General features: G+C 54.7%; 18 protein-coding genes. 8 read left to right on the top strand and 10 right to left on the bottom strand.

Annotated features, from left to right (window positions below; genetic code table 11):
* The first annotated feature begins 21 nt into the window (after positions 1–21).
* From JF44_RS0109300 to hydA, 6 genes are all read left to right on the top strand, one after another.
* On the top strand, positions 22–888 hold the full coding sequence (locus JF44_RS0109300) for a nitrilase-related carbon-nitrogen hydrolase (RefSeq protein WP_033068710.1): 867 nt from the start codon (positions 22–24) through the stop codon (positions 886–888).
* A 263-nt stretch (positions 889–1,151) separates the two neighbouring features.
* The gene (locus tag JF44_RS0109295) at positions 1,152–1,943 is read left to right on the top strand and encodes an ABC transporter ATP-binding protein (RefSeq protein WP_033068929.1); all 792 of its coding nucleotides are present in this window, start codon (positions 1,152–1,154) and stop codon (positions 1,941–1,943) included.
* The gene (locus JF44_RS0109290) at positions 1,933–2,862 is read left to right on the top strand and encodes an ABC transporter permease (protein ID WP_033068709.1); all 930 of its coding nucleotides are present in this window, start codon (positions 1,933–1,935) and stop codon (positions 2,860–2,862) included. Before JF44_RS0109295 ends, JF44_RS0109290 begins: the two co-directional genes overlap by 11 nt.
* Complete coding sequence (locus JF44_RS0109285; protein ID WP_033068708.1) at positions 2,859–4,016, top strand: ABC transporter permease; 1,158 nt, start codon at positions 2,859–2,861, stop codon at positions 4,014–4,016. The genes JF44_RS0109290 and JF44_RS0109285 overlap by 4 nt, the downstream gene beginning before the upstream one ends.
* Before the next feature lie 61 nt (positions 4,017–4,077).
* Positions 4,078–5,058: an ABC transporter substrate-binding protein gene (locus tag JF44_RS0109280; RefSeq protein ID WP_033068707.1), complete on the top strand. Its 981-nt coding sequence runs from the start codon at positions 4,078–4,080 to the stop codon at positions 5,056–5,058.
* Positions 5,059–5,222: 164 nt separating this feature from the next.
* Positions 5,223–6,674, top strand: coding sequence for a dihydropyrimidinase (gene hydA / locus JF44_RS0109275; protein WP_033068706.1), 1,452 nt, complete (start codon positions 5,223–5,225; stop codon positions 6,672–6,674).
* A 79-nt stretch (positions 6,675–6,753) separates the two neighbouring features.
* On the opposite strand, the gene JF44_RS0109270 is transcribed toward hydA, so the two are convergent.
* The gene (locus JF44_RS0109270; RefSeq protein ID WP_033068705.1) at positions 6,754–7,074 is read right to left on the bottom strand and encodes a DMT family transporter; all 321 of its coding nucleotides are present in this window, start codon (positions 7,072–7,074) and stop codon (positions 6,754–6,756) included.
* Positions 7,075–7,269: 195 nt separating this feature from the next.
* Here JF44_RS0109270 and mobA point away from each other — a divergent pair, with 195 nt between their 5' ends.
* Positions 7,270–7,914, top strand: a complete 645-nt coding sequence (gene mobA / locus JF44_RS0109265; protein ID WP_033068704.1) for a molybdenum cofactor guanylyltransferase MobA — start codon at positions 7,270–7,272, stop codon at positions 7,912–7,914.
* On the opposite strand, the gene JF44_RS0109260 is transcribed toward mobA, so the two are convergent.
* The 9 genes from JF44_RS0109260 to glpD all read right to left on the bottom strand — a co-directional run bounded on the left by JF44_RS0109260 (position 7,911) and on the right by glpD (position 19,113).
* The gene (locus tag JF44_RS0109260; RefSeq protein ID WP_238318414.1) at positions 7,911–8,720 is read right to left on the bottom strand and encodes a tetratricopeptide repeat protein; all 810 of its coding nucleotides are present in this window, start codon (positions 8,718–8,720) and stop codon (positions 7,911–7,913) included. The two genes, mobA and JF44_RS0109260, sit on opposite strands and share 4 nt — an antisense overlap.
* Before the next feature lie 189 nt (positions 8,721–8,909).
* A complete protein-coding gene (locus tag JF44_RS0109250) occupies positions 8,910–11,243 on the bottom strand; it encodes a methyl-accepting chemotaxis protein (protein ID WP_156111640.1) in 2,334 nt (777 codons plus the stop codon).
* Between the two features lie 219 nt (positions 11,244–11,462).
* Positions 11,463–13,211, bottom strand: coding sequence for an ABC transporter substrate-binding protein (locus JF44_RS0109245; protein ID WP_033068928.1), 1,749 nt, complete (start codon positions 13,209–13,211; stop codon positions 11,463–11,465).
* Between the two features lie 137 nt (positions 13,212–13,348).
* The gene (locus JF44_RS0109240; protein ID WP_033068700.1) at positions 13,349–13,621 is read right to left on the bottom strand and encodes a DUF2160 domain-containing protein; all 273 of its coding nucleotides are present in this window, start codon (positions 13,619–13,621) and stop codon (positions 13,349–13,351) included.
* Between the two features lie 24 nt (positions 13,622–13,645).
* Positions 13,646–14,449 carry a carbohydrate ABC transporter permease gene (locus JF44_RS0109235; RefSeq protein ID WP_033068699.1) on the bottom strand — a complete coding sequence of 268 codons (804 nt, stop codon included), beginning with the start codon at positions 14,447–14,449 and terminating at the stop codon, positions 13,646–13,648.
* 1 nt (position 14,450) lies between these two features.
* On the bottom strand, positions 14,451–15,323 hold the full coding sequence (locus JF44_RS0109230; protein WP_033068698.1) for a carbohydrate ABC transporter permease: 873 nt from the start codon (positions 15,321–15,323) through the stop codon (positions 14,451–14,453).
* Between the two features lie 14 nt (positions 15,324–15,337).
* Positions 15,338–16,444: an ABC transporter ATP-binding protein gene (locus JF44_RS0109225; protein ID WP_033068697.1), complete on the bottom strand. Its 1,107-nt coding sequence runs from the start codon at positions 16,442–16,444 to the stop codon at positions 15,338–15,340.
* Positions 16,445–16,459: 15 nt separating this feature from the next.
* Entirely contained in the window at positions 16,460–17,560 is a 1,101-nt protein-coding gene (locus JF44_RS0109220; RefSeq protein ID WP_033068696.1) for an ABC transporter ATP-binding protein, read from the bottom strand.
* A complete protein-coding gene (gene glpD / locus JF44_RS0109215; protein WP_033068695.1) occupies positions 17,557–19,113 on the bottom strand; it encodes a glycerol-3-phosphate dehydrogenase in 1,557 nt (518 codons plus the stop codon). The genes JF44_RS0109220 and glpD overlap by 4 nt, the downstream gene beginning before the upstream one ends.
* Positions 19,114–19,655: 542 nt before the next feature.
* On the opposite strand from glpD, the gene JF44_RS0109205 reads away from it, so the two are divergent.
* Positions 19,656–21,116, top strand: coding sequence for an NAD-dependent succinate-semialdehyde dehydrogenase (locus JF44_RS0109205; RefSeq protein WP_033068693.1), 1,461 nt, complete (start codon positions 19,656–19,658; stop codon positions 21,114–21,116).
* The last annotated feature ends 29 nt before the right edge of the window (positions 21,117–21,145 follow it).

Here is a 21,145-nt window from a genome sequence, read left to right as displayed (position 1 = left end):
CAGATCAAGGAGGTATCTCGGATGTCGATGCTGAGAGGCGGCCTGATTCAAATGAGCCTGAAAGGTTCAACCGATCAGACCCCCGAAGAAATCCGCCAGGCCATGATCGAGGCGCACCTGCCCTATATTGAAGAGGCAGCCAAAAAAGGTGTCCAGGTCCTGTGCTTTCAGGAAGTATTCACCCAGCCGTATTTTTGTCCCAGTCAGGACAAGAAATGGTATGCAGCCGCGGAAAAAATCCCCGATGGCCCCACCACGCAGCTGATGTGTGAACTGGCAGCCAAATACAAAATGGTGATCGTTGTTCCGATCTATGAGGAAGACATCACCGGTGTGTATTACAACACTGCTGCCGTGATCGACGCTGACGGGACCTACCTTGGGAAATACCGCAAAACCCATATCCCGCATGTCGCCGGTTTCTGGGAGAAATTCTTCTTCAAGCCGGGCGCATCGGATTGGCCGGTCTTTGATACCCAATATTGCAAGCTTGGCGTTTATATCTGCTATGATCGCCACTTCCCGGAAGGCTGGCGTGCGCTGGCACTTAACGGGGCGGAATATATCGTCAATCCGTCGGCAACCGTTGCCGGGGTTTCGGAATATATCTGGAAACTCGAACAGCCTGCATCGGCGGTGGCCAATGGCTGCTTTATCGGTGCGATCAACCGCGTGGGTACAGAAGCCCCGTGGGATATTGGTGAATTTTACGGTCAGAGCTATTTCGTCAATCCGCGTGGCGAGATCGAAGCACAGGCATCACGCGATCAGGATGAATTGCTGGTCCATGACATGGATATGTCGATGGTCCGCGAAATTCGCAATAACTGGCAGTTCTTCCGCGATCGTCGCCCGTCAACCTATACCCGTTTGACGGACGGGAACTGATTTTTGATACCGGCGAGCGGTCAAAATGCTGCTCGCCGTTTTGCCTTGACCAACATCGGCGCGAAAACATCCGCCATCCCGGCAATGACCGGGCAGATGCCCAAAGTGCATCTGTTTGAATGTTGGCAAGGTTCAGGGCAACGTCCCTGAAGGAGGCTTCCAATAGGTCGTGCCAGAAGAATACCGTTTCTGGTGCGGAAGAGAGACATACGATCAGGGGAAACCCCATGACGCTAAAAGAAGTCGTCAATAATGTTGCCGAGATGCCCGCATCAAAGAACGCCGTTGTTGATATCAAAAACCTGTCGCTGACGTTTCAAACGGCAGATGGTCCTGTTTACGCGCTTTCCGAGGTCGATCTGACCATCGAGGAGGGCGATTTCGTTTCCTTTATCGGCCCGTCTGGCTGTGGCAAAACCACGCTTTTGCGTGTGATTGCCGATCTGGAACGTGCCACGGATGGTCATATTTCCATCAATGGTGTGTCACCCGAGGCCGCCCGCGAACAGCGTGCATATGGCTATGTGTTTCAGGCACCCGCCTTGCTGCCGTGGCGTTCCATCGAACGCAATGTGACCCTGCCGCTGGAAATCATGGAACTTTCCAAGGAAGAACGGGTCAAACGTGCGCAGGAAGCGCTCAAGCTGGTTGAGCTGAACGGGTTTGAAAAGAAATTCCCATGGCAGCTTTCAGGGGGCATGCAGCAACGTGCATCGATTGCGCGTGCATTGTCGTTTGATGCCGATTTGCTGTTGATGGATGAGCCGTTCGGTGCCCTTGACGAGATCGTCCGTGACCATCTGAACGAACAGCTGTTGAAGCTGTGGGCGCGGACCAACAAAACGGTCGCGTTTGTCACCCATTCGATCCCCGAGGCGGTGTATCTTTCAAGCAAGATTGTCGTCATGTCACCGCGTCCCGGACGTATCATTGATGTGATCGAAACCAACTTCCCGAAAGACCGGACACTCGATATCCGCGAAACGCCGGAATTCCTCGAGATTGCCCACCGGGTTCGTGAAGGGCTGCGCGCGGGGCACAGCAATGACGAGTAATTCTGCCACCATGACCGGCGCTGTTGCCGGACCATCGCTTTGGACACGCATGATGTCGGGTCAAACCGGGCCGGTCTGCGTTGTTTTGCTTGCTCTTTTTGTTCTGTGGTATGTCGGTGCGGTCTTCATGAATGCGCCCACCCAGATTGACCGTTACGAACGGGCCGATCAGGCCTGGACCACGGGCCAGTTGATCGAAGATACCCTGGCACAGGATCGCCCGATCCTGCCCGCCCCCCATCAGGTGGCGGTCGAGATGTATAAAACCATCTTTGCCATCAAGATCACATCCAAGCGGTCGCTGGTTTATCACAGCTGGGTGACGCTTTCCTCGACCCTGCTTGGGTTCGGGATTGGAACATTGCTGGGTGTTCTTCTGGCTGTCGGCATTGTTCATGTCATGACGCTGGAAAAAAGCCTGATGCCGTGGGTGATTTCATCGCAAACCATTCCCATCCTTGCCATCGCACCGATGATCATCGTTGTTCTGGGGGCAATCGGGATCAAGGGATTGGTGCCAAAGGCGGTTATTTCGACCTATTTGTGTTTCTTCCCGGTCACGATCAGCATGGTTAAGGGGCTTCGATCCCCGCAGGTGATCCAGCTTGACCTGATGCGGACCTATAATGCTTCGAAATGGCAGACATTCTGGCAATTGCGGTTGCCATCGGCCATGCCGTATCTGTTCGCCAGCCTGAAGGTGGCGATTGCGATCAGTCTGGTCGGGGCCATCGTTGGCGAACTGCCGACCGGTGCCCAGGCAGGACTTGGTGCGCGTTTGCTCGCAGGGTCGTACTATGGACAAACCATTCAAATCTGGTCGGCGCTTCTGACAGCGGCCTTTGTTGCCGCCCTTCTGGTGGTGATCGTTGGATGGATTGAACGTCGTGTCCTTGTTCGCATGGGGGTAAAGGCATGACCCAGATGAAACTTGATAGATTCTGTCTGGTGGCCGCGATTGCAGCTCTTCTGGCGCTGATCTTTCCACTTTCCGGTGTTGATTCCGATACCGGAAAGCAGGTTGCCTTTGTCGGGGATATTCCGGGCCTGGCGATTGCCATGGCGCTATGTGTGATTGCCGGTGCGGCCTTCACATGGCTTGGCGTGAAATCGGTCAAGGCCGGTGTTGTCATCCTTGCCATTGCGGTATTTGGGTGCTGGCAGGCGACCCGTGTTCTGTATGAATACGGGGTTGCCGGATATGCCGGGCTTGGGTTCTGGTTGTTTATCATCTCGCTTTGGGCGTTTGTCTGGCGCGGGATTGATGTGATTGCCAATTTCCGCAGCCTTGAACCCACCAAACAACATGTCGCCAACATCACGGTGCCCATTGCATTTGGGGTTTGGCTTTTGTTCCTGTGGGAAGTTCTGGTGTCGGGATTTGGCGTGCCGCAGGTTCTTTTGCCGCCGCCCAGCATGATTGGCGAACGCTTTGTCAATTCGACCGACATCCTGGCAGCCGACTTCTATCAGACCTTCGTGAAGGCTGTTCTGAGCGGCTATGTCATGGGATGTGGATCGGCCTTTATCGTCGCGATTGCGGTGGATCGTGTGCCGTTTCTCAAACGCGGACTTTTGCCGCTGGGGAATATGGTTTCGGCCCTGCCGATCATTGGTGTCGCGCCGATCATGGTGATGTGGTTTGGCTTTGACTGGCAATCCAAGGCCGCCGTGATCGTGATCATGACCTTCTTCCCGATGCTGGTAAATACGGTTACCGGGTTGAATGCGGCCGGGAAGCTGGAAAAGGATCTGATGGCGACCTATGCGTCGGGCTATTGGTCGACGCTTTTCCGACTGCGCTTGCCGGCGGCGATGCCGTTTGTTTTCAACGCACTTAAAATCAATTCCACGCTTGCGCTGATTGGCGCAATCGTCGCCGAATTTTTCGGCACCCCGATTGTTGGTATGGGCTTCCGCATCTCGACCGAGGTCGGCCGGATGAACATCGATATGGTTTGGGCGGAAATCGCATTGGCGGCCCTTGCAGGGACCGCCTTTTACGGGGCTGTGGCTTATATCGAGAGAAAAGCGACGTCATGGCATCCGTCATTTCGGGTACGTCGCCATTAAAGGCACAAAACAAGACGACCCACCGGGAGGACTTGACTACAACCTGAGGAGACATCGACGAATGAATAAATTGATTTCGACTGCAATGGGGTTGAGTTTCGGGCTGGCTTCGTTTTCTGCGATGGCAGCAGACGAAGTGACCCTGCAGCTTAAATGGGTCACACAGGCTCAGTTCGCGGGGTACTATGTGGCACTGGACAAAGGTTTCTACGAAGAAGCCGATCTTGACGTCACCATCAATCCGGGCGGGCCGGATGTTGCGCCGCCGCAGGTGATTGCCGGTGGTGGTGCGGATGTGATCATTGACTGGATGCCGTCTGCATTGGCATCGCGCGAAAAAGGTGTGCCGCTGGTCAATATCGCCCAGCCGTTCGCCAAATCGGGCATGATGCTGACGTGCCGCAAGGAAACCGGGATTGAAGGCCCGGATGATTTCCCCGGCAGCACGCTTGGCGTCTGGTTCTTTGGTAACGAATATCCGTTCTTGAGCTGGATGTCGAAGCTTGGCATTCCGACTGACGGGGGTGATGGTGGCGTGACGGTTCTCAAGCAGGGCTTTAACGTTGATCCGCTGATCCAGAAGCAGGCCGACTGTGTGTCGACCATGACCTACAACGAGTATTGGCAGGTTCTTGATGCTGGCATCCCGGCAGAAGAACTTAATGTTTTCAAATACGAAGATCAGGGTGTCGCAACCCTTGAAGATGGTCTGTATGTGCTTGAAGACAATCTTTCGGACCCGGCGTTCGTTGACAAGATGGCACGTTTTGTCGATGCCAGCATGAAGGGCTGGATGTGGGCAAAAGAAAACCCGGAAGACGCCGCCATGATCGTTTTGGATAACGACATGACCGGTGCGCAGACCGAAAAACATCAGGTCCGCATGATGACCGAAATTGCCAAACTGCTTGGCGACAGTGCTGTTCTTGACGAAGCCGCTTATCAGCGCACCGTCGACAGCCTGCTTTCGGGCGGCTCCGATCCGGTGATCACCAAGGAACCGGAAGGTGCCTGGACGCATGCTGTGACCGACGCGATGTAATTTGATCATCTTGTGATCTTTGACCACCCGGCGGGGACCTCGCCGGGTGGGATACCTTCTGAAATTGACGAGATTAAATACCCTCAGGGTGTTTGGGAGAAAACGGGACGAAATGCCGGGATGGCCCGCAACTTTTCGCCCTTCAGACAGACAAGGAGCCACCCATGTCCATGGTTATTCGTGGCGGAACCATTGTTACCGCCGATTTGACATATAAATCCGATATCCTCGTCGAAGACGGCAAAATCGCCGCCATTGGGGACAACCTGACCGGGGACAAGGTGATCGACGCCGACGGCTGCTATGTGATGCCCGGCGGGATTGATCCGCACACCCATATGGAAATGCCCTTTATGGGCACCTATTCCGAAGACGATTTCGAAAGTGGCACCAAGGCAGCTGTTGCCGGTGGCACGACCATGGTGGTCGATTTCTGCCTGCCGGCCCCGAACCAGTCGCTGCTTGAAGCACTGCAGGCGTGGGATAACAAATCATCCAAGGCAGTATGTGACTATTCCTTCCACATGGCGATCACCTGGTGGAGCGAGCAGGTCTTTGACGAAATGAAGACCGTCGTGCAGGAAAAAGGCATCAATACCTTCAAGCACTTCATGGCCTATAAGGGCGCGCTGATGGTCGATGATGACGAAATGTTCGCATCTTTCTCGCGCTGCTCGGAACTGGGGGCGATGCCACTTGTTCATGCTGAAAACGGTGACGTTGTTGCAACGCTTCAGGCGAAACTTTTGGCCGAAGGCAATAACGGGCCAGAGGCCCATGCCTATTCCCGCCCCGTCGATGTCGAAGGCGAGGCCTGTAACCGTGCGATCATGATTGCCGATATGGCCAATGTGCCGCTTTATATCGTCCATGTATCTTGCGAACCGGCCCATGAAGCCATCCGTCGTGCGCGCGCCAATGGCAAACGTGTGTTTGGTGAACCGCTGATCCAGCATCTTATTCTTGATGACAGCGAATATAAAAACACCGATTGGGATCACGCTGCACGTCGCGTGATGTCCCCGCCGTTCCGCAGCAAGGAACATCAGGATGGATTGTGGAATGGCCTGGCATCTGGCAGCCTTCAGGTTGTTGCCACCGACCACTGTGCGTTTACTACCGAACAGAAACGCATGGGCGTTGGCGATTTCACCAAAATCCCGAACGGGACCGGTGGCCTTGAAGACCGCATGCCGCTTCTGTGGACTTATGGTGTGGGTACCGGTCGTCTGACCCCGAATGAATTCGTGGCCGCGACTTCGACCAACATTGCCAAGATCCTCAACATCTATCCGCGTAAAGGGGCAATCCTTGTCGGGGCGGATGCCGATCTTGTGGTGTGGGATCCGAAGGCATCGAAAACCATCACCGCCAAACACCAGCAGTCTGCGATTGACTACAACGTGTTCGAAGGCATCGATGTCACCGGCCTTCCGCGTTACACCATCAGTCGTGGTCGCATTGCTGCCGAAGAAGGTGTTGTTGTTGCCAAATGTGGTGACGGTGAATTCATCGCCCGCGAACCTTATCCGGCGGTGAATAAGGCGCTTTCCAAATGGAAAGAAATTACGTCGCCTCGTAAGGTCGAGCGCAAAGGCATTCCGGCTGGCGTTTAACCCACGCCGCACCGACAGAACGAAAAACCGGGGCAGTCAATGGCTGCCCCGGTTTGTATGTACGCGATGCATTAAGCCGTCAGGCAGGGCTGAATATTTTCAGCATGATAATCCCACCAAGGATCATGCAAATCGCGACCAAACGCCCGATGCTTGCTGCTTCGCCAAGCATGACAATGCCAAAAATCACCGCGCCAACAGCGCCAATCCCGGTCCAGATGGCATAGGCCGTCCCCAGAGGAATGGTGCGCATGGCAAGGGCCAAAAGCCAGAAGCTTCCGGCCATGGTGACAAGGGTGAAGACGGTCGGGACGGGTTTGGTGAAACCTTCGGAATATTTCAGGCCAGATGCCCAGCAAACTTCCAGAACGCCAGCGATAAATAATGCAATCCAGGCCATTGTCGGCCTCCTTTAAAAAGGGGCCGTCCCCGGTGATCTGATGGCGAATGCCGGTCGTCCGGCATTCGGGGTGCCTTTTGGATCAAGGCCACCATTGTGCTTGGGAAGATATAGGTAAAAAATAGCCGATAGACAATTGCCATTCAGACAATACTGTTATGGTGTCCTGACCCTGAATCGGAACGGTGCAAACTCATGTCGGCAAAAAATCATCGTCCTGTCTCAGCGAAAATCGCCGGTCTTGTGCTTGCCGGTGGCGAAGGGCGCCGTATGGGCGGGAACAAGCCGTTTCGGGCGTTTGGTGACACAACGCTGATTGCGCATGTGATTGATGTCGCACGTTCACAATGTAGCCATGTGATGATTTCATCCAATGCTGGGGCGGATGCCTTTGGCGACTATGATGTGCCTGTCGTGGCAGACGTGCCCGAACCGGGGCAGGGGCCGCTTGGTGGGGTGATGGCAGGACTGAACGCCTTGCCGAACGGTATAGAATGGTTGATGACGTTTCCGGTCGATTGCCCGGTTGTGCCGCTTGATATGGTGGGCCGCTTGCTGACTGTTGCCGAAGGTGTCGGGGCGAAGGCGGCCTATGCCAGCCACGCCGACCGTGACCATTACCTTTCAAGCATCTGGCACCGCGATGCCACCAAAGTCATCGCGGATTTTCTGGCAAACGATAATCGCCGCGTGCGCGGCCCGTTGCAGGCACTTGATGCGCCGCGGGTGGTGTTTGAGGACCGCGTTGCCGGACTGGAACCCTTTACCAACGTCAATACGCCGGATGATCTGAAGCTGATTAACCGCGCGTTTGCCGGGGCGTTGACAGGGCAGGGTTAGTCAACCGCACAGGCGCGCCACGGCTGCCAAGGTTCGTAGTCTGCAAAGAATCTGGCCAAAAACTGATCAACCCGTTCGCGGTTGGCTGCCCGGTCTTTGGGTTCAAGGTCCTTGTCAAACTTGCCGCAGTTTTCCTCGACGGCATCGCCGATGGTTTTCCAGTCCACATCTTCGTTATGGCCGGGCATGCCGGTCGCAATCGCGCACCAGCCAACGGCTTCGGCCTTGTCATCAACGGTGCGGGCTTCTTCGGCAAGATAGGCGGCTGCACGCATTTCGCCGTGTTGGGCGGCGCGACGCAAATAGGTCAGGCGATCAATATCGCTTTTGGCAAACCGGTTGGCAAGCAGGGTGGCGGCACGCGGATCGCCAAGTTCCCAGGCCTGTTTCAGATGGGCCTCGGCCTTTGTCGCTTCGCCGCGATCCAGCGCATCGAGCGCCAGCCACAGCATCGCCTGTGTGTTGTTTTGTTGGGCGGCAACGGTATAGAGGTCGCGAATATCGGCCTTATCCGCCCCCATGGCTTCAAGACGCCTAGCCATGACAACGCTGGCGTCAGGGTTGTTGCTGTCAGATGCCTGTTCCATCAGAGCCCAGCCCGCATCCTCGTCGGCGGTTACGCCAACGCCATTGATGGTCTGACAGGACAGAAGATACTGCGCGGTGGCATCGCCGTTTTTGGCAAGAGATGAAAAAATACCTGCCGACTTTTCAAAGTCCCCATGACGATAAGCATTGATACCATCATCAAGAGCAGAAGATGCGCTGGCAATGGTTGGTGCGCAAAATGCCATAAGCGCTGTCATGACCAATGTCGCTGGACAGATCGGGGATGAAATGCTGTTCGCGAACGATTTTGATAAGCGGGCAATAATATGTGTCATGAAATCTCGTTTATCATTTTTGTACTCTGTTTGCAGCAAGGGTAAAAAAAGTGCCGGGACAAAAGAACCATTCGGCGTTTGATCGGGTCTGTTTGTCCCGGCAAGTTTGCTCTACTGCAGGGAGGATTTTTGACTTTCTGGTTGCTCGGATCGGATTGTGTTTAGGAAATCGCGCACGCGGTTGCCAAGATCATCGGATTGATGGCGCAGGCGCCCGGTCGCATCGCGCAACCCGTCGACGGCATCAAGGTTGTCATCAGCCGCCGTGCTGACCTGTGCGATGGTGCCATTCATCTCGCTGGCAGCGGTGGCGGATTGTTCGACGTTGCTGGCGATTTCGGCAACGAATTCCTGTTGTTCGGTTACCGCATCGGACATCTCGCCAACGGTTTCATGAATGCCATTGATGCTGTCGCGAATTTCAGCAATAGCCTGAACTGCAACCCCGGTGGTTGACTGGATTTCATTGATCCGTTCAGAAATGCGGTCGGTCGCGGTACCGGTCTGGTTGGCAAGGTTTTTGACTTCTTGGGCGACAACGGCAAAGCCTTTGCCTGCTTCGCCCGCACGGGCAGCCTCAATGGTGGCATTAAGTGCAAGAAGGTTGGTCTGGGCTGCGATATCCTGAATAAGGCTCAGGATTTCTCCGATTTCCTGTGCGCCGTTTTCAAGTTCATGCATTGTAGCGTTTGTACGCTGTGCGGCATCAACTGCGCTGGTGGCTGCCCCGACTGATTTTTGAGCACGCAGGCCGGTGTCGCGCACCCGTTCAGACAAGGATTGGGTTGCATCGGAAACCGATGCCATGTTGATCGAAATTTCTTCGGACGCACCGGCAACACCGGTGGCGTTGGTCGATGCCACCTGTGCGCGGTCCCGTACCTGATTGGATGTCGTTTGAATGTTTTCGGCTTCGCGGGCGACACCTTCGGCGACTTGCATGATCGATGCTTCAAACGCATCCGCGAGATCAAGCATCGCACGGCGGCGTTCGGTTTCAGCATGTTCTCGTTCGCGGGCGACTTTTTCCTCTGCCTGATTGGCGGCAAGACTGGTTTCGCGGAACTGACCAAGGATTTCAGCCATACGCCCGATTTCATCGCGGCCATTGTCTTTGACCTCGGTCGATAGATCGCCATTGGCGACCTGTCGCATGCCATCAATCACCCGAAGCAATCGTTTGATCAGATTCCCGCGAACATAGAACAGCATGATCAGAAGCGAGATCACCAACACCGCGATCCCAATGATTGCAATAAGGCGCTGATCCTTGACAACCTGGTTGAGCGCACCGCTGGCATTGGCGTCAACCTCATCACGTTTCTGTTCGACCATGAGGGTGATCGACTTCGAAAGTGCTTCGGCGGTGGTCAGGGTGGCATCAAGGGTTTGTTCGGTTTCGTACTGATTATCCCATTCGGTTTCGCGCAGATCAAAGACACTGTTGCGCCCCGTGCCAAAAGACAACAACGCCTTGGCAAGATCACGGATACGGTTTCCGTCATCATTATCGGGCAATTCTTCAAGTGCGTCAGTGATGCGAAGCTCCGCCCAGCTCCATTGATTGCGGACTTCGTCCATGGCTTCGCCTTCGGGCACCGCGATGGCCGCAGTCAACATGCCAAAGGCAAGGTTCACATTGGCGCGGATTTCCGCGATCAACTGTGAAAATGCGATGGTTTCTTCAAGCTTTGCAGCTGCGTCACTGTTGCCATTTCCAACCCGTGAAACCCCGCGCGAAACATCCAGATCAACGATTTCGACCAGCGGGTTGAGGAATTCCGACAAATCGGCATAGGCGAAAACCATATCAAGCGTCAGGTCACCACGCCGTTTTTCGATCTCAAGGCGTTGGGTGGTCAGGTCATGAAGGTTTTCACGCCCGGTGACGATGTTATCAAGGTGTTCTGTTAGGATAACAATGGCATCGACGAGTTCTGACTCCGCCACCGCAATTTCTGCAGCGTCACTGTCTGTTTCGACGTCAGTGGTGACTGTGACGTCGGAGGTGGCATCTGTCGTGTCGCTGATTTCGCTGGCGTCAACTGTGCCAACCGCGTTGCCTTCGCCGTTGTTGCGTGCAGCAAGGTCAATGATGATGGAGTCCGGGTTCGCGTCCGTGATTTGCTGAAGTCGGGCGCGGGCATCGGCGATCAGTTGATCCAGCCGGGCTTCGGTCGCAGCCAGTTCTTCGGTATCGCGCGACGCGGCAAGAACAGGGGCCTGTGCGGCCAGTCCGACGCCATTCATCGCCAATTCCATCTGACGAATGATGGATGGCAGGCTGTCGGTTGTGATGTCAGCAACAAGATCGCGACTGTTGCCAAATGAAACCCAGGACACGGCCGATGAAATTCCGGCCAGAACCAGAATCAAGGCAAAAGAAGCCATGAGCCGACCTTGAATGCCAAGGCCAGCGCGACGTTTTTTGATAGCGGTATTCACTGTTTCCTCCCTGTCGTGCCCAGTGTTTTCTTTTCTGTTGGGCAGACATCCCTGTGTGGGATATGCGCATCCGTTTTTCGGATGTCTTGGGTTTTCGTGGGTGCAATGACCTAATGGAATACGCGTGGGCAATATGAATTTTAAAGGAGTGCAATCAGGGTGGAGGGACGGTCGGGGATGAATAAATCACCCCCGACACCCCCAGTAGTGTAGCCCGAATTACTGGGCTGCACGCCATTCCGCGATCAGATCGTCGTATTTGACGGTCTCACCCTGCGGTTTTTCGTTGTCGAGAAGCGGTTTCGGTGCACCCGGCTGGTCGTACCAGTATTGTGCATCACGCTCTTCGTTCAGCTTCGGTGCGCATTCGCCACCGATACCTGCACGCTCAAGACGCTGCAGAACACGGTCCATGGAGGTCGCAAGGTTGTCCATGGCTTCCTGCGGGGTCCGTTCGCCGGTAACAGCTTCGGCAACGTTCTGCCACCAGAGCTGTGCCAGTTTCGGATAATCCGGAACGTTGGTACCGGTCGGCGACCACTGAACACGGGCCGGGGAACGATAGAATTCAACCAGACCACCCCAGTTGGGCGCGATGTCGGTCATGGCCTGGGTATCCAGGTCAGACTGACGGATCGGTGTCAGACCGGTAAGGGTCTTTTTCAGCGATACGGTTTTCGAGGTGGTGAACTGTGCATAGAGCCATGCAGCTTTGCGGCGCTCAATCGGGGTGGACTTCATCAGCGTCCAGGAACCCACGTCCTGATAACCAAGCTTCATGCCTTCTTCCCAGTACGGGCCATGCGGGGACGGCGCCATACGCCATTTCGGCGTGCCATCGTCATTCACAACCGGGGTACCTTTTTTCGCCATGTCGGCGGTAAAGGCGGTGTACCAGAAGATCTGCTGTGCGATCTGGCCCTGTGCCGGAACCGGACCAGCTTCACCAAAGGTCATGCCAGCCGCTTCTGGCGGAGCATAAGCCTTAAGCCAATCGATGTATTTGGTCAGGGCATAAACAGCTGCCGGGCCGTTTGCAGCACCGCCACGGGTTACGCTTGAACCTGCCGGTGCGCAACCTTCAACACGGATACCCCATTCGTCGACCGGAAGGCCGTTCGGGATGCCCTTGTCGCCAGCACCAGCCATCGACAGCCACGCATCGGTGAAGCGCCAACCGAGTGACGGATCTTTTTTACCATAGTCCATGTGGCCATAGACTTTTTCACCGTCGATTTCACCAACGTCATTGGTGAAGAATTCGGCGATGTCTTCGTATGCCGACCAGTTGACCGGAACGCCAAGGTCGTAGCCATACTTTTCTTTGAACTGCGCCTGCAGGTCTTCACGTTGGAACCAGTCATAGCGGAACCAGTAAAGGTTCGCGAACTGCTGGTCAGGAAGCTGATAAAGCTTGCCATCCGGACCGGTGGTGAAGGACAGACCGATGAAGTCATCGAGATCCAGGGTCGGGGAGGTAACATCAGCACCGTCGCCAGCCATCCAGTCGGTCAGCGGCACAACGGCGTCATAGCGCGCGTGGGTCCCGATCAGATCCGAGTCATTGATGAAGGCATCATAGATGTTGCGGTTCGACTGCATCTGAGTCTGCAGTTTTTCGATCACATCGCCTTCACCGATCAGGTCATGGGTGATGTTGATCCCGGTGATTTCCGAGAAAGCCTTCGCCAGAACCTTGGACTCATACTCGTGCGTGGTGATGGTTTCCGACACCACGTTGATGTCCATGCCGCGGAACGGTTCTGCGGCTTTGATGAACCATTCGAGTTCGGCCATCTGGGCATCTTTATTCAGGCTCGACGGCTGAAATTCGCTATCGATCCATTTCTTCGCTGCGTCGGTATATTGGTCTGCCATGGCCGGGTTTGCCAGCACAGCAAGACCAAGGGCGACTGCAATAGCGCTGCCTTTAACAACGCTTGTAGCGCCTTTGGCTTTAACGAACATATCGTTTTCTCCCTGGTCGTCTTCCTTATTGCTCATCCGGTAAAACCGGTCATCAACGTTGGGGGAAGACGGACAACCCAACGTGACGAGTACGAACGAAACGGCACCGCTGTAGGACGCGGTACCGCCTCGGATTTCTACCCCCAGCGCATCACAATGATGAGCCAGACAAGTGCGATGATGGAGCCGATCCAAAGGGCGGCATCGGTAAATGCCAGCCAGCCCAGATGAATGTAGGCAGCGCCCAACAAACTGATAAATAGGCGATCACCGCGTGTGGTGGTCAGTGGCAAAAAGCCACGTCGCGGTACGGTCGGTGAAACCGCTTGCCAAACTCCCATCCCGATCAGCATCAGGATGATGCAGCTGAAAAATGCTGCGGTAATCGGGGTCCAGGCCATCCATGCCATTTTGATATTCCTCCTGTTTTCCGATTACACGCGACCCATCGCGAAACCTTTGGCGATGTAGTTGCGAACGAACCAGATCACCAAGGCGCCCGGGACAATTGTCAAAACGCCAGCTGCGGCCAAAACACCCCAATCCAGACCCGATGCCGAAACGGTACGGGTCATGGTGGCGGCAATCGGTTTGGCCTCAACCGAGGTCAGTGTGCGCGCCAGAAGAAGTTCCACCCAGCTAAACATAAAGCAGAAGAAGGCTGTCACACCGATGCCTGATCTGATCAGCGGAATGAAGATCGTGGTAAAGAAGCGCGGGAACGAATAACCGTCGACATAGGCGGTTTCATCGATTTCCTTTGGAATACCCGACATGAAACCTTCAAGGATCCAGACCGCAAGCGGCACGTTAAACAGGCAGTGCGCAAGTGCCACAGCAATATGGGTGTCAAACAGCCCGACACTTGAATACAGCTGGAAAAACGGCAGCAGGAACACGGCCGGCGGTGCCATGCGGTTCGTCAGAAGCCAGAAAAACAGATGCTTGTCGCCTGTAAAGTTAAACCGCGAGAAGGCATAGGCCGCTGGCAGGGCCACAAGCAATGAAATCACCACATTGATCCCGACATAGATCATCGAGTTGATATAGCCCGTGTACCACGCCGGATCGGTCAGGATCGTAGCATAGTTTGCCAATGTCGGATTGTCCGGGAACAGGGTCATTGCGCCCAGGATTTCCGTATTGGTCTTGATCGACATGTTGAACAGCCAATAGATCGGCAGCAACAGGAACAGAATATAAAGAAGAAGTCCGATATGTCGTTTCTGGAACTGCATTTTATTGTTCCCCCTGCTTTCCGGCGTTCATCACGACGGTATAGAAAACCCAGCAAACCAGCAGAATGATCAGGAAGTAGACCAGCGAGAAGGCCGCAGCAGGACCAAGGTCAAACTGACCGACTGCCATCCGTGTCAGGAACTGGCTGAGGAAGGTGGTTGCGTTACCCGGGCCGCCACCTGTCAGGACGAACGGTTCGGTATAAATCATGAAGCTGTCCATGAAGCGCAGCAAAACACCGATCACGAGAACCGACTGCATCTTGGGCAGCTGAATAAAGCGGAACACGGCCCAGCGCGACGCACCATCAATCTTGGCAGCCTGATAATAGGCATCCGGGATGGAACGCAGACCCGCATAGCACAGCAGCACAATCAGGCTGGTCCAGTGCCAGACATCCATGACCAGAACGGTCAGCCAGGCATCCATCGGGTTCTGGGCGTAGTTATAGTCAATGCCCATCAGATTGATCACATAGCCACCCAGACCGATGTCTGCACGGCCAAAGATCTGCCAGATGGTGCCAACCACGTTCCATGGAATAAGCAGCGGCAGCGCGAGCAAAACCATCGATGCCGAAACGCCCCAGCCGTTGCGCGGCAAGGTCAGTGCAACCGCAATGCCCAGCGGAACTTCGATGAATAGAACGCTCATGGTATAGACGATCTGACGGATCAGCGCGTCATGCAGACGGCGGTCTGCCAGAACCTGTTCAAACCATTCGGTGCCAACAAAGAAACGCGTCTGCGGATCAAAGATGTCCTGAACCGAATAGTTCACGACCGTCATCAGCGGAATGATCGCACTGATGGCAACGATAAAGAACACTGGCAGGACGAGGAACCAGGCCTTGTTGTTGGTAATCTTGTTCATTTCCCCATCCCCCCTTACGCGACCAACTGACTGTCGGCGTAAAGCTTGGTCCATTCCGGCGCAAAACGCAGAACGCCGGACTGACCGGTCACCTGTTCGTCTTCGCCAAGCTTGACCTTGATTTCAGATGCCCCGAAACGGGTCGTTGCAATTTTGAACTGGCCAAGGTCTTCGACCTTGGTGATGTTGACTTCAACTCCGCTCCCGTCTCCCCCTGGGCCCTTGGTGTCCGTGCCGGTTTCAAGGGTCAGGAATTCGGGGCGAATGCCCAGTTCAATCTTGCCGCTTTGTTTCGAAATGGCCTCAAGGTGGCGGTCCGAAAGACCGATCCGCTGACCATCAACCCAGGCAGCCCCATCATCGATTTTGCAATCCATGATGTTCATGCCCGGACTGCCGATGAAATACCCGACAAAGGTATGGGCCGGGTTTTCAAACAGTTCCTGCGGGGTGCCCAACTGCACGACCTTGCCGCCATACATGACAACGACCTTGTCGGCAAACGTCAGGGCTTCGACCTGATCATGGGTGACATACACCATGGTCGGGCGCAGCTTGTTATGAATTTCCTTGAGCTTGCGGCGCAGAACCCATTTCAGATGCGGGTCAATCACCGTCAGCGGTTCGTCAAACAGAATGGCCGACACATCGTCGCGCACCAGACCACGCCCAAGCGAGATCGTCTGTTTTTCATCTGCGCCAAGGCCGCGTGCCTTTTGCTTGAGCTTCCCGGTCAAATCCAGCATGCCTGCGATTTCGCGCACACGGGCATCGACCCGTTTTTCATCAATACCGCGATTGCGCAGCGGGAAGGCCAGATTGTCATAGACCGTCATGGTGTCATAGATCACCGGGAATTGGAAAACCTGCGCAATGTTGCGCTCTTCCGGGGCCAGTTGGGTGACATCCTTGCCATCAAACAGGACCTGACCATGTGACGGGGTCAAAAGACCGGAAATGATGTTGAGAAGCGTGGTCTTGCCACAGCCTGACGGACCCAGAAGTGCATAAGCACCGCCATCTTCCCAAACATGTTCCATACGTCTGAGCGCATAATCCTCGTCCGTCTTCGGATCGGGGAAGTAGGAATGCGCAAGGCTTTTAAGATCAATACGTGCCATTTTACTTACTTTCCCTCACGCCGCTTTGCCGTTTGATATTTCGACCGGCGGGGCGGCCACGAGTTGTCCGCTTGCATCAAAGGCAAACAGACGTGTCGGATCGACATAGAATTGGGTGGCTTCGCCCAGACGCGGGTTGTGAACGCCTTCTTCCTGAATCACCCAGGACACGTCATTGAAATGCACGTGCACAAAGGTTTCCGATCCGGTGATTTCGGCAAGTTCAACCTGACCCTGCATGGCAATCGTATTGTCACCCGTCGGATCAACCGAAAGATGGTTGGCACGAATGCCAAGGGTATAATTACCGTTCGCAAGGTTCGCGAGATGCCCGGTCAGGGGCACTTGATGACCGCTTTTCATAAAGATCGCGCCATCGCGCACGTCAGCTTCCACAAGGTTGATCGGCGGATCGGAGAAGATAAGCCCCGTCTCAACCCATGCCGGGTTGTGATACACCTCGGTGGTTGGGCCAAACTGCGTCATGCGACCTTCATGCATCACGGCACATTTTCCGCCAAGCAACAGGGCTTCCATCGGCTCGGTCGTGGCATAGACAACAATGGTGTCGCGTTCGGCCAGAAGGTTCGGGATTTCTTCGCGCAGTTCTTCACGCAATTTGTAATCAAGGTTAACCAGCGGCTCATCGAGCAACAGCAACTTGCAATCCTTGACCATGGCGCGCGCCATGGCGGTGCGCTGCTGCTGACCACCGGAAAGTTCCTGTGGCAGGCGGTCAAGAAGATGTTCGATGTGCATCAGTTCCGCGGTGGAGCGAACACGCTTTTCGATTTCGGACTTGTCCACGCCTTGCAATTTCAAGGGTGACGCAATGTTGTCAAAGACATTCATCGATGGGTAGTTGATGAACTGCTGATAGACCATGGCGACATTGCGCTTTTGCACAGCCTGGCCCGTCACATCGACATTATCAACAAGGATACGGCCCGTGGTTGGAGGTTCCAGCCCGGCCATGATCCGCATCAGGGTGGTTTTCCCGGCCAGGGTCCGTCCCAGAAGGACGTTGAATGATCCCGGTTCCAGCGTCATCGACACATCGTCGATGTGGGTCTCCCCACCCATGGTCTTGGTTATGTTTTCAAGCGTAAGGGTCATTTTCCACTGTTTCCTTCGCCCGTTTGCACGGTGTTTTTTGATGTCGGTTCGGTTTTGAACCATTGGACAATGGCATTACGCGTCTCATCCGATAGGTGCAGCCCCAGTTTGGAGCGACGCCATAAAATATCGTCGGCCTTTCTGGCCCATTCGTGATCTACCAGATAGCGCAATTCGCACTCATATACATCGTCACCAAAGTGCGTTCCAAGCCCATTCAGATCAGAGGCATCACCAATGATCATATTGGTGAGTGTGCCGTAGTTTTGCACGTAGCGGTAGATTTGTGCGTCCGGAATCCAGGGAAACTTCTGCTGCATCGCGGTGAGGTAACGCTTGAAATCTGCATCGGGCATATCCCCACCCGGCAGCGGCTTGGTTGCCGTCCAGCGCGTATCATCTTTCTTCAACAACGGACACAGCTTGCTCATGGCGGATTCTGCAAGCTTGCGATAGGTGGTGATCTTGCCGCCATAGATGTTTAGAAGCGGCGCAGCATTGTCGGGGTGATCGCCCCGGTCGATTTCCAGAACATAATCACGTGTGACCTGGGATGCGTCTTCGCTGCCATCGCCATAAAGCGGACGCACACCGGAATAGGTCCAGACGACATCATCGGTGGTGATTTTCTTTTCGAAATAAGTATTGGCCAGTTCACACAGATATTTGGTTTCATCCGCACTGATGGCGACCTTGGCCGGATCCCCCTTATAGTCACGATCGGTCGTGCCGATCAGGGTAAAGTCCTGCTCATAGGGGATGGCAAATACAATCCGCCCGTCCGGGTTCTGGAAGATATAGCAATAGTCATGGTCAAACAGTTTTGGCACCACAATGTGGCTGCCCTGAACCATGCGAATGCCCTGTTTCTTCTTGGCCTCGACCCGATTTTCAAGAAGTTCTGCGCACCAGGGGCCGGCGGCATTGACCAGTGATTTGGCCTTGATCGTTTGTTCGGACCCGTCATCGACGTTGCGCGTGGTGACGACCCAAAGGTCGCCGTCGCGCTTGGCAGACACACATTCGGTACGTGTAACAATATCAGCGCCGCGATCGCGGGCATCCATGGCATTTAGAACAACAAGACGTGCGTCCTGGACCCAGCAATCGGAATAGACAAATGCCTTGTCCATACCGCTGACCAGCGGTGCCCCTGCCGGGTGGGATTTTAGTTTGATGCCTTCTGACCCGGGCAGTTTTTCACGCCCGCCCAGATGATCGTATAGGAACAGGCCAAGGCGGATCATCCAGGCCGGGCGCAGGCCCTTGACGTGGGGCAGAACAAAACGCAGCGGCCAGATAATGTGCGGGGCGGCGCGCAGCAGAACTTCGCGTTCAATCAACGCCTCGCGGACCAGCCGGAATTCATAATGTTCAAGATAGCGAAGACCACCATGGATCAGCTTCGTGCTCGCCGAAGACGTCGCGCTAGCAAGGTCATCTTTTTCACACAAAAAGACCTTCAGCCCGCGGCCAGAAGCGTCGCGCGCAATGCCGGTACCATTGATGCCACCGCCGATAACAGCGATGTCGTATGTGTCTGAAGTGAGCAACGGCTTCCTCCCCAATTGCTCTTATTTGTGACAGCTGTTCTCAACTGCCGTTCTGTTCTTTCATAAACGTTACGAACGCCCCAAAATAATTGCAAGCGAAAATTATAGTGATTTGAAATTTTCGATAATGAACTGTGTGAATGGGAGTCTAACAGACTGTTATTGCTCTATATTCTATTAAAATCTTCAGGTCAGGTTCGTGAAAGTGGTCGTTATTTCGGTTTTGATCAGGTGGATTGATCGATCGGAATCGGTTGAAAATGAAAAATTAGTGCGCTTTGCGTTGTCCACGCTGCTTTGGTGCGCGTGTGCGATATGTGCGCGCCAGGAACAAGCGCCAAACCGCTTTTCAGCGAAGGTTCTGTTAAAACACGCCACGGCGGTGCATCTGATTGCAATCTTCTAGCAAAGCGGTCCTCAGGCCCTGTTTGCGATTGCCACGGAAGAAATATCTCGCGAGTATGTGGCATCCACTACGGAGCAGACTAGATGGTAGGTATCCGATCTTGTCGTTCCCACTAAAGATTTCCGGAGGCACTTACATGATTTCGCTCAAAGACCCGTCATTGTTCACCCAGCAGGCCTATGTCGGCGGTGAATGGGTCGATGCCCCAGACGGTAAAACCGAACAAGTCACCAATCCGGCGACCGGCGACGTAATCGGCACGGTCCCGGTGCTTGGTCGGGAAGCCGTGGCCCACGCAGTTGATGTCGCCGAAAAGGCGCAGAAACTTTGGAAAAAACGCACCGCCAAGGAACGCTCAGCCATTTTGATGAAATGGTATGACCTGATGATGGAAAATCAGGATGATCTTGCGACCCTGATGACCGCCGAGCAGGGCAAGCCCCTTGCCGAAGCCAAGGGCGAGATCGCCTATGCGTCAAGCTTCCTGCAGTGGTTTGCCGAAGAAGGCAAGCGCATCTATGGCGATGTGATCCCGACCTTTGCCGAAGGCCGCCGTGTGATGGTTCTGAAGGAGCCGGTCGGTGTATGTGCGGCCATCACGCCCTGGAACTTCCCAACCGCCATGATCACGCGTAAAGCGGCCCCGGCCCTTGCTGTTGGTTGTGCGATGGTGGTGAAACCGGCAATGGAAACGCCTTATTCGGCGCTTGCCATGGCGATTTTGGCCGAACGTGCAGGCTTGCCAAAAGGTCTTTTGTCGATTGTCACCGGCGAAGCGGTTGATATCGGTGGCGAGATGACCGAAAACCCGAAGGTACGCAAGCTGACCTTTACCGGCTCGACTCCGGTTGGGCGTTTGCTGATGCGTCAGTGTGCCGACACGGTCAAAAAAATCAGCCTTGAGCTTGGCGGCAACGCCCCGTTCATCGTTTGCGAAGATGCCGATATTGATGCGGCGGTCGAAGGGGCGATTGCCTCGAAATACCGCAATGCCGGTCAAACCTGTGTTTGTGCAAACCGCCTGTTTGTTCATGACGCGGTCTATGATGAATTTGCTGAAAAATACGCCGCCAAGGTCGCCGAAATGCCGGTTGGCAGTGGCTTTGACGATGGTGTTGTGATTGGTCCGCTGATCAATGAAAAGGCGGTTGAAAAAGTCGAAAAACAGGTGGCCGATGCCCTGTCGAAGGGCGGCCGTATCCTGACCGGTGGCAAGCGTCATGAAAAAGGTGGTTCGTTCTTCCAGCCGACCGTGATTGCCGATGCCAACCGCGACATGATCGTCTTCCGCGAGGAAACCTTTGGTCCGATGGCACCACTGATCCGCTTTAGCAGCGATGATGAGGTGCTTGAAATGGCCAATGATTCCGAGTTCGGCTTGGCATCCTACTTCTATTCGCGCGATATCTCGCGCATCTGGAAGCTGGCCGAGGGACTTGAAAGTGGCCTGGTCGGGGTGAATGTCGGTGTGATGGCGACCGAGGTTGCACCGTTCGGTGGTTTCAAACAGTCTGGCGTTGGCCGAGAAGGCTCCAAATACGGCGTCGAGGATTACCTTGAAGTCAAATATGTTTGCATTGGTGGTGTTGACGAATAATCAACCAACACTTTGCTGATCAACAAGAA

Source organism: Thalassospira australica (genome assembly GCF_000763295.1).
Classification (GTDB): Bacteria; Pseudomonadota; Alphaproteobacteria; order Rhodospirillales; family Thalassospiraceae; genus Thalassospira; species Thalassospira australica.
Note: the sequence above shows the minus strand (reverse complement) of the source record. Positions and strands in the feature narration are given on the sequence as shown.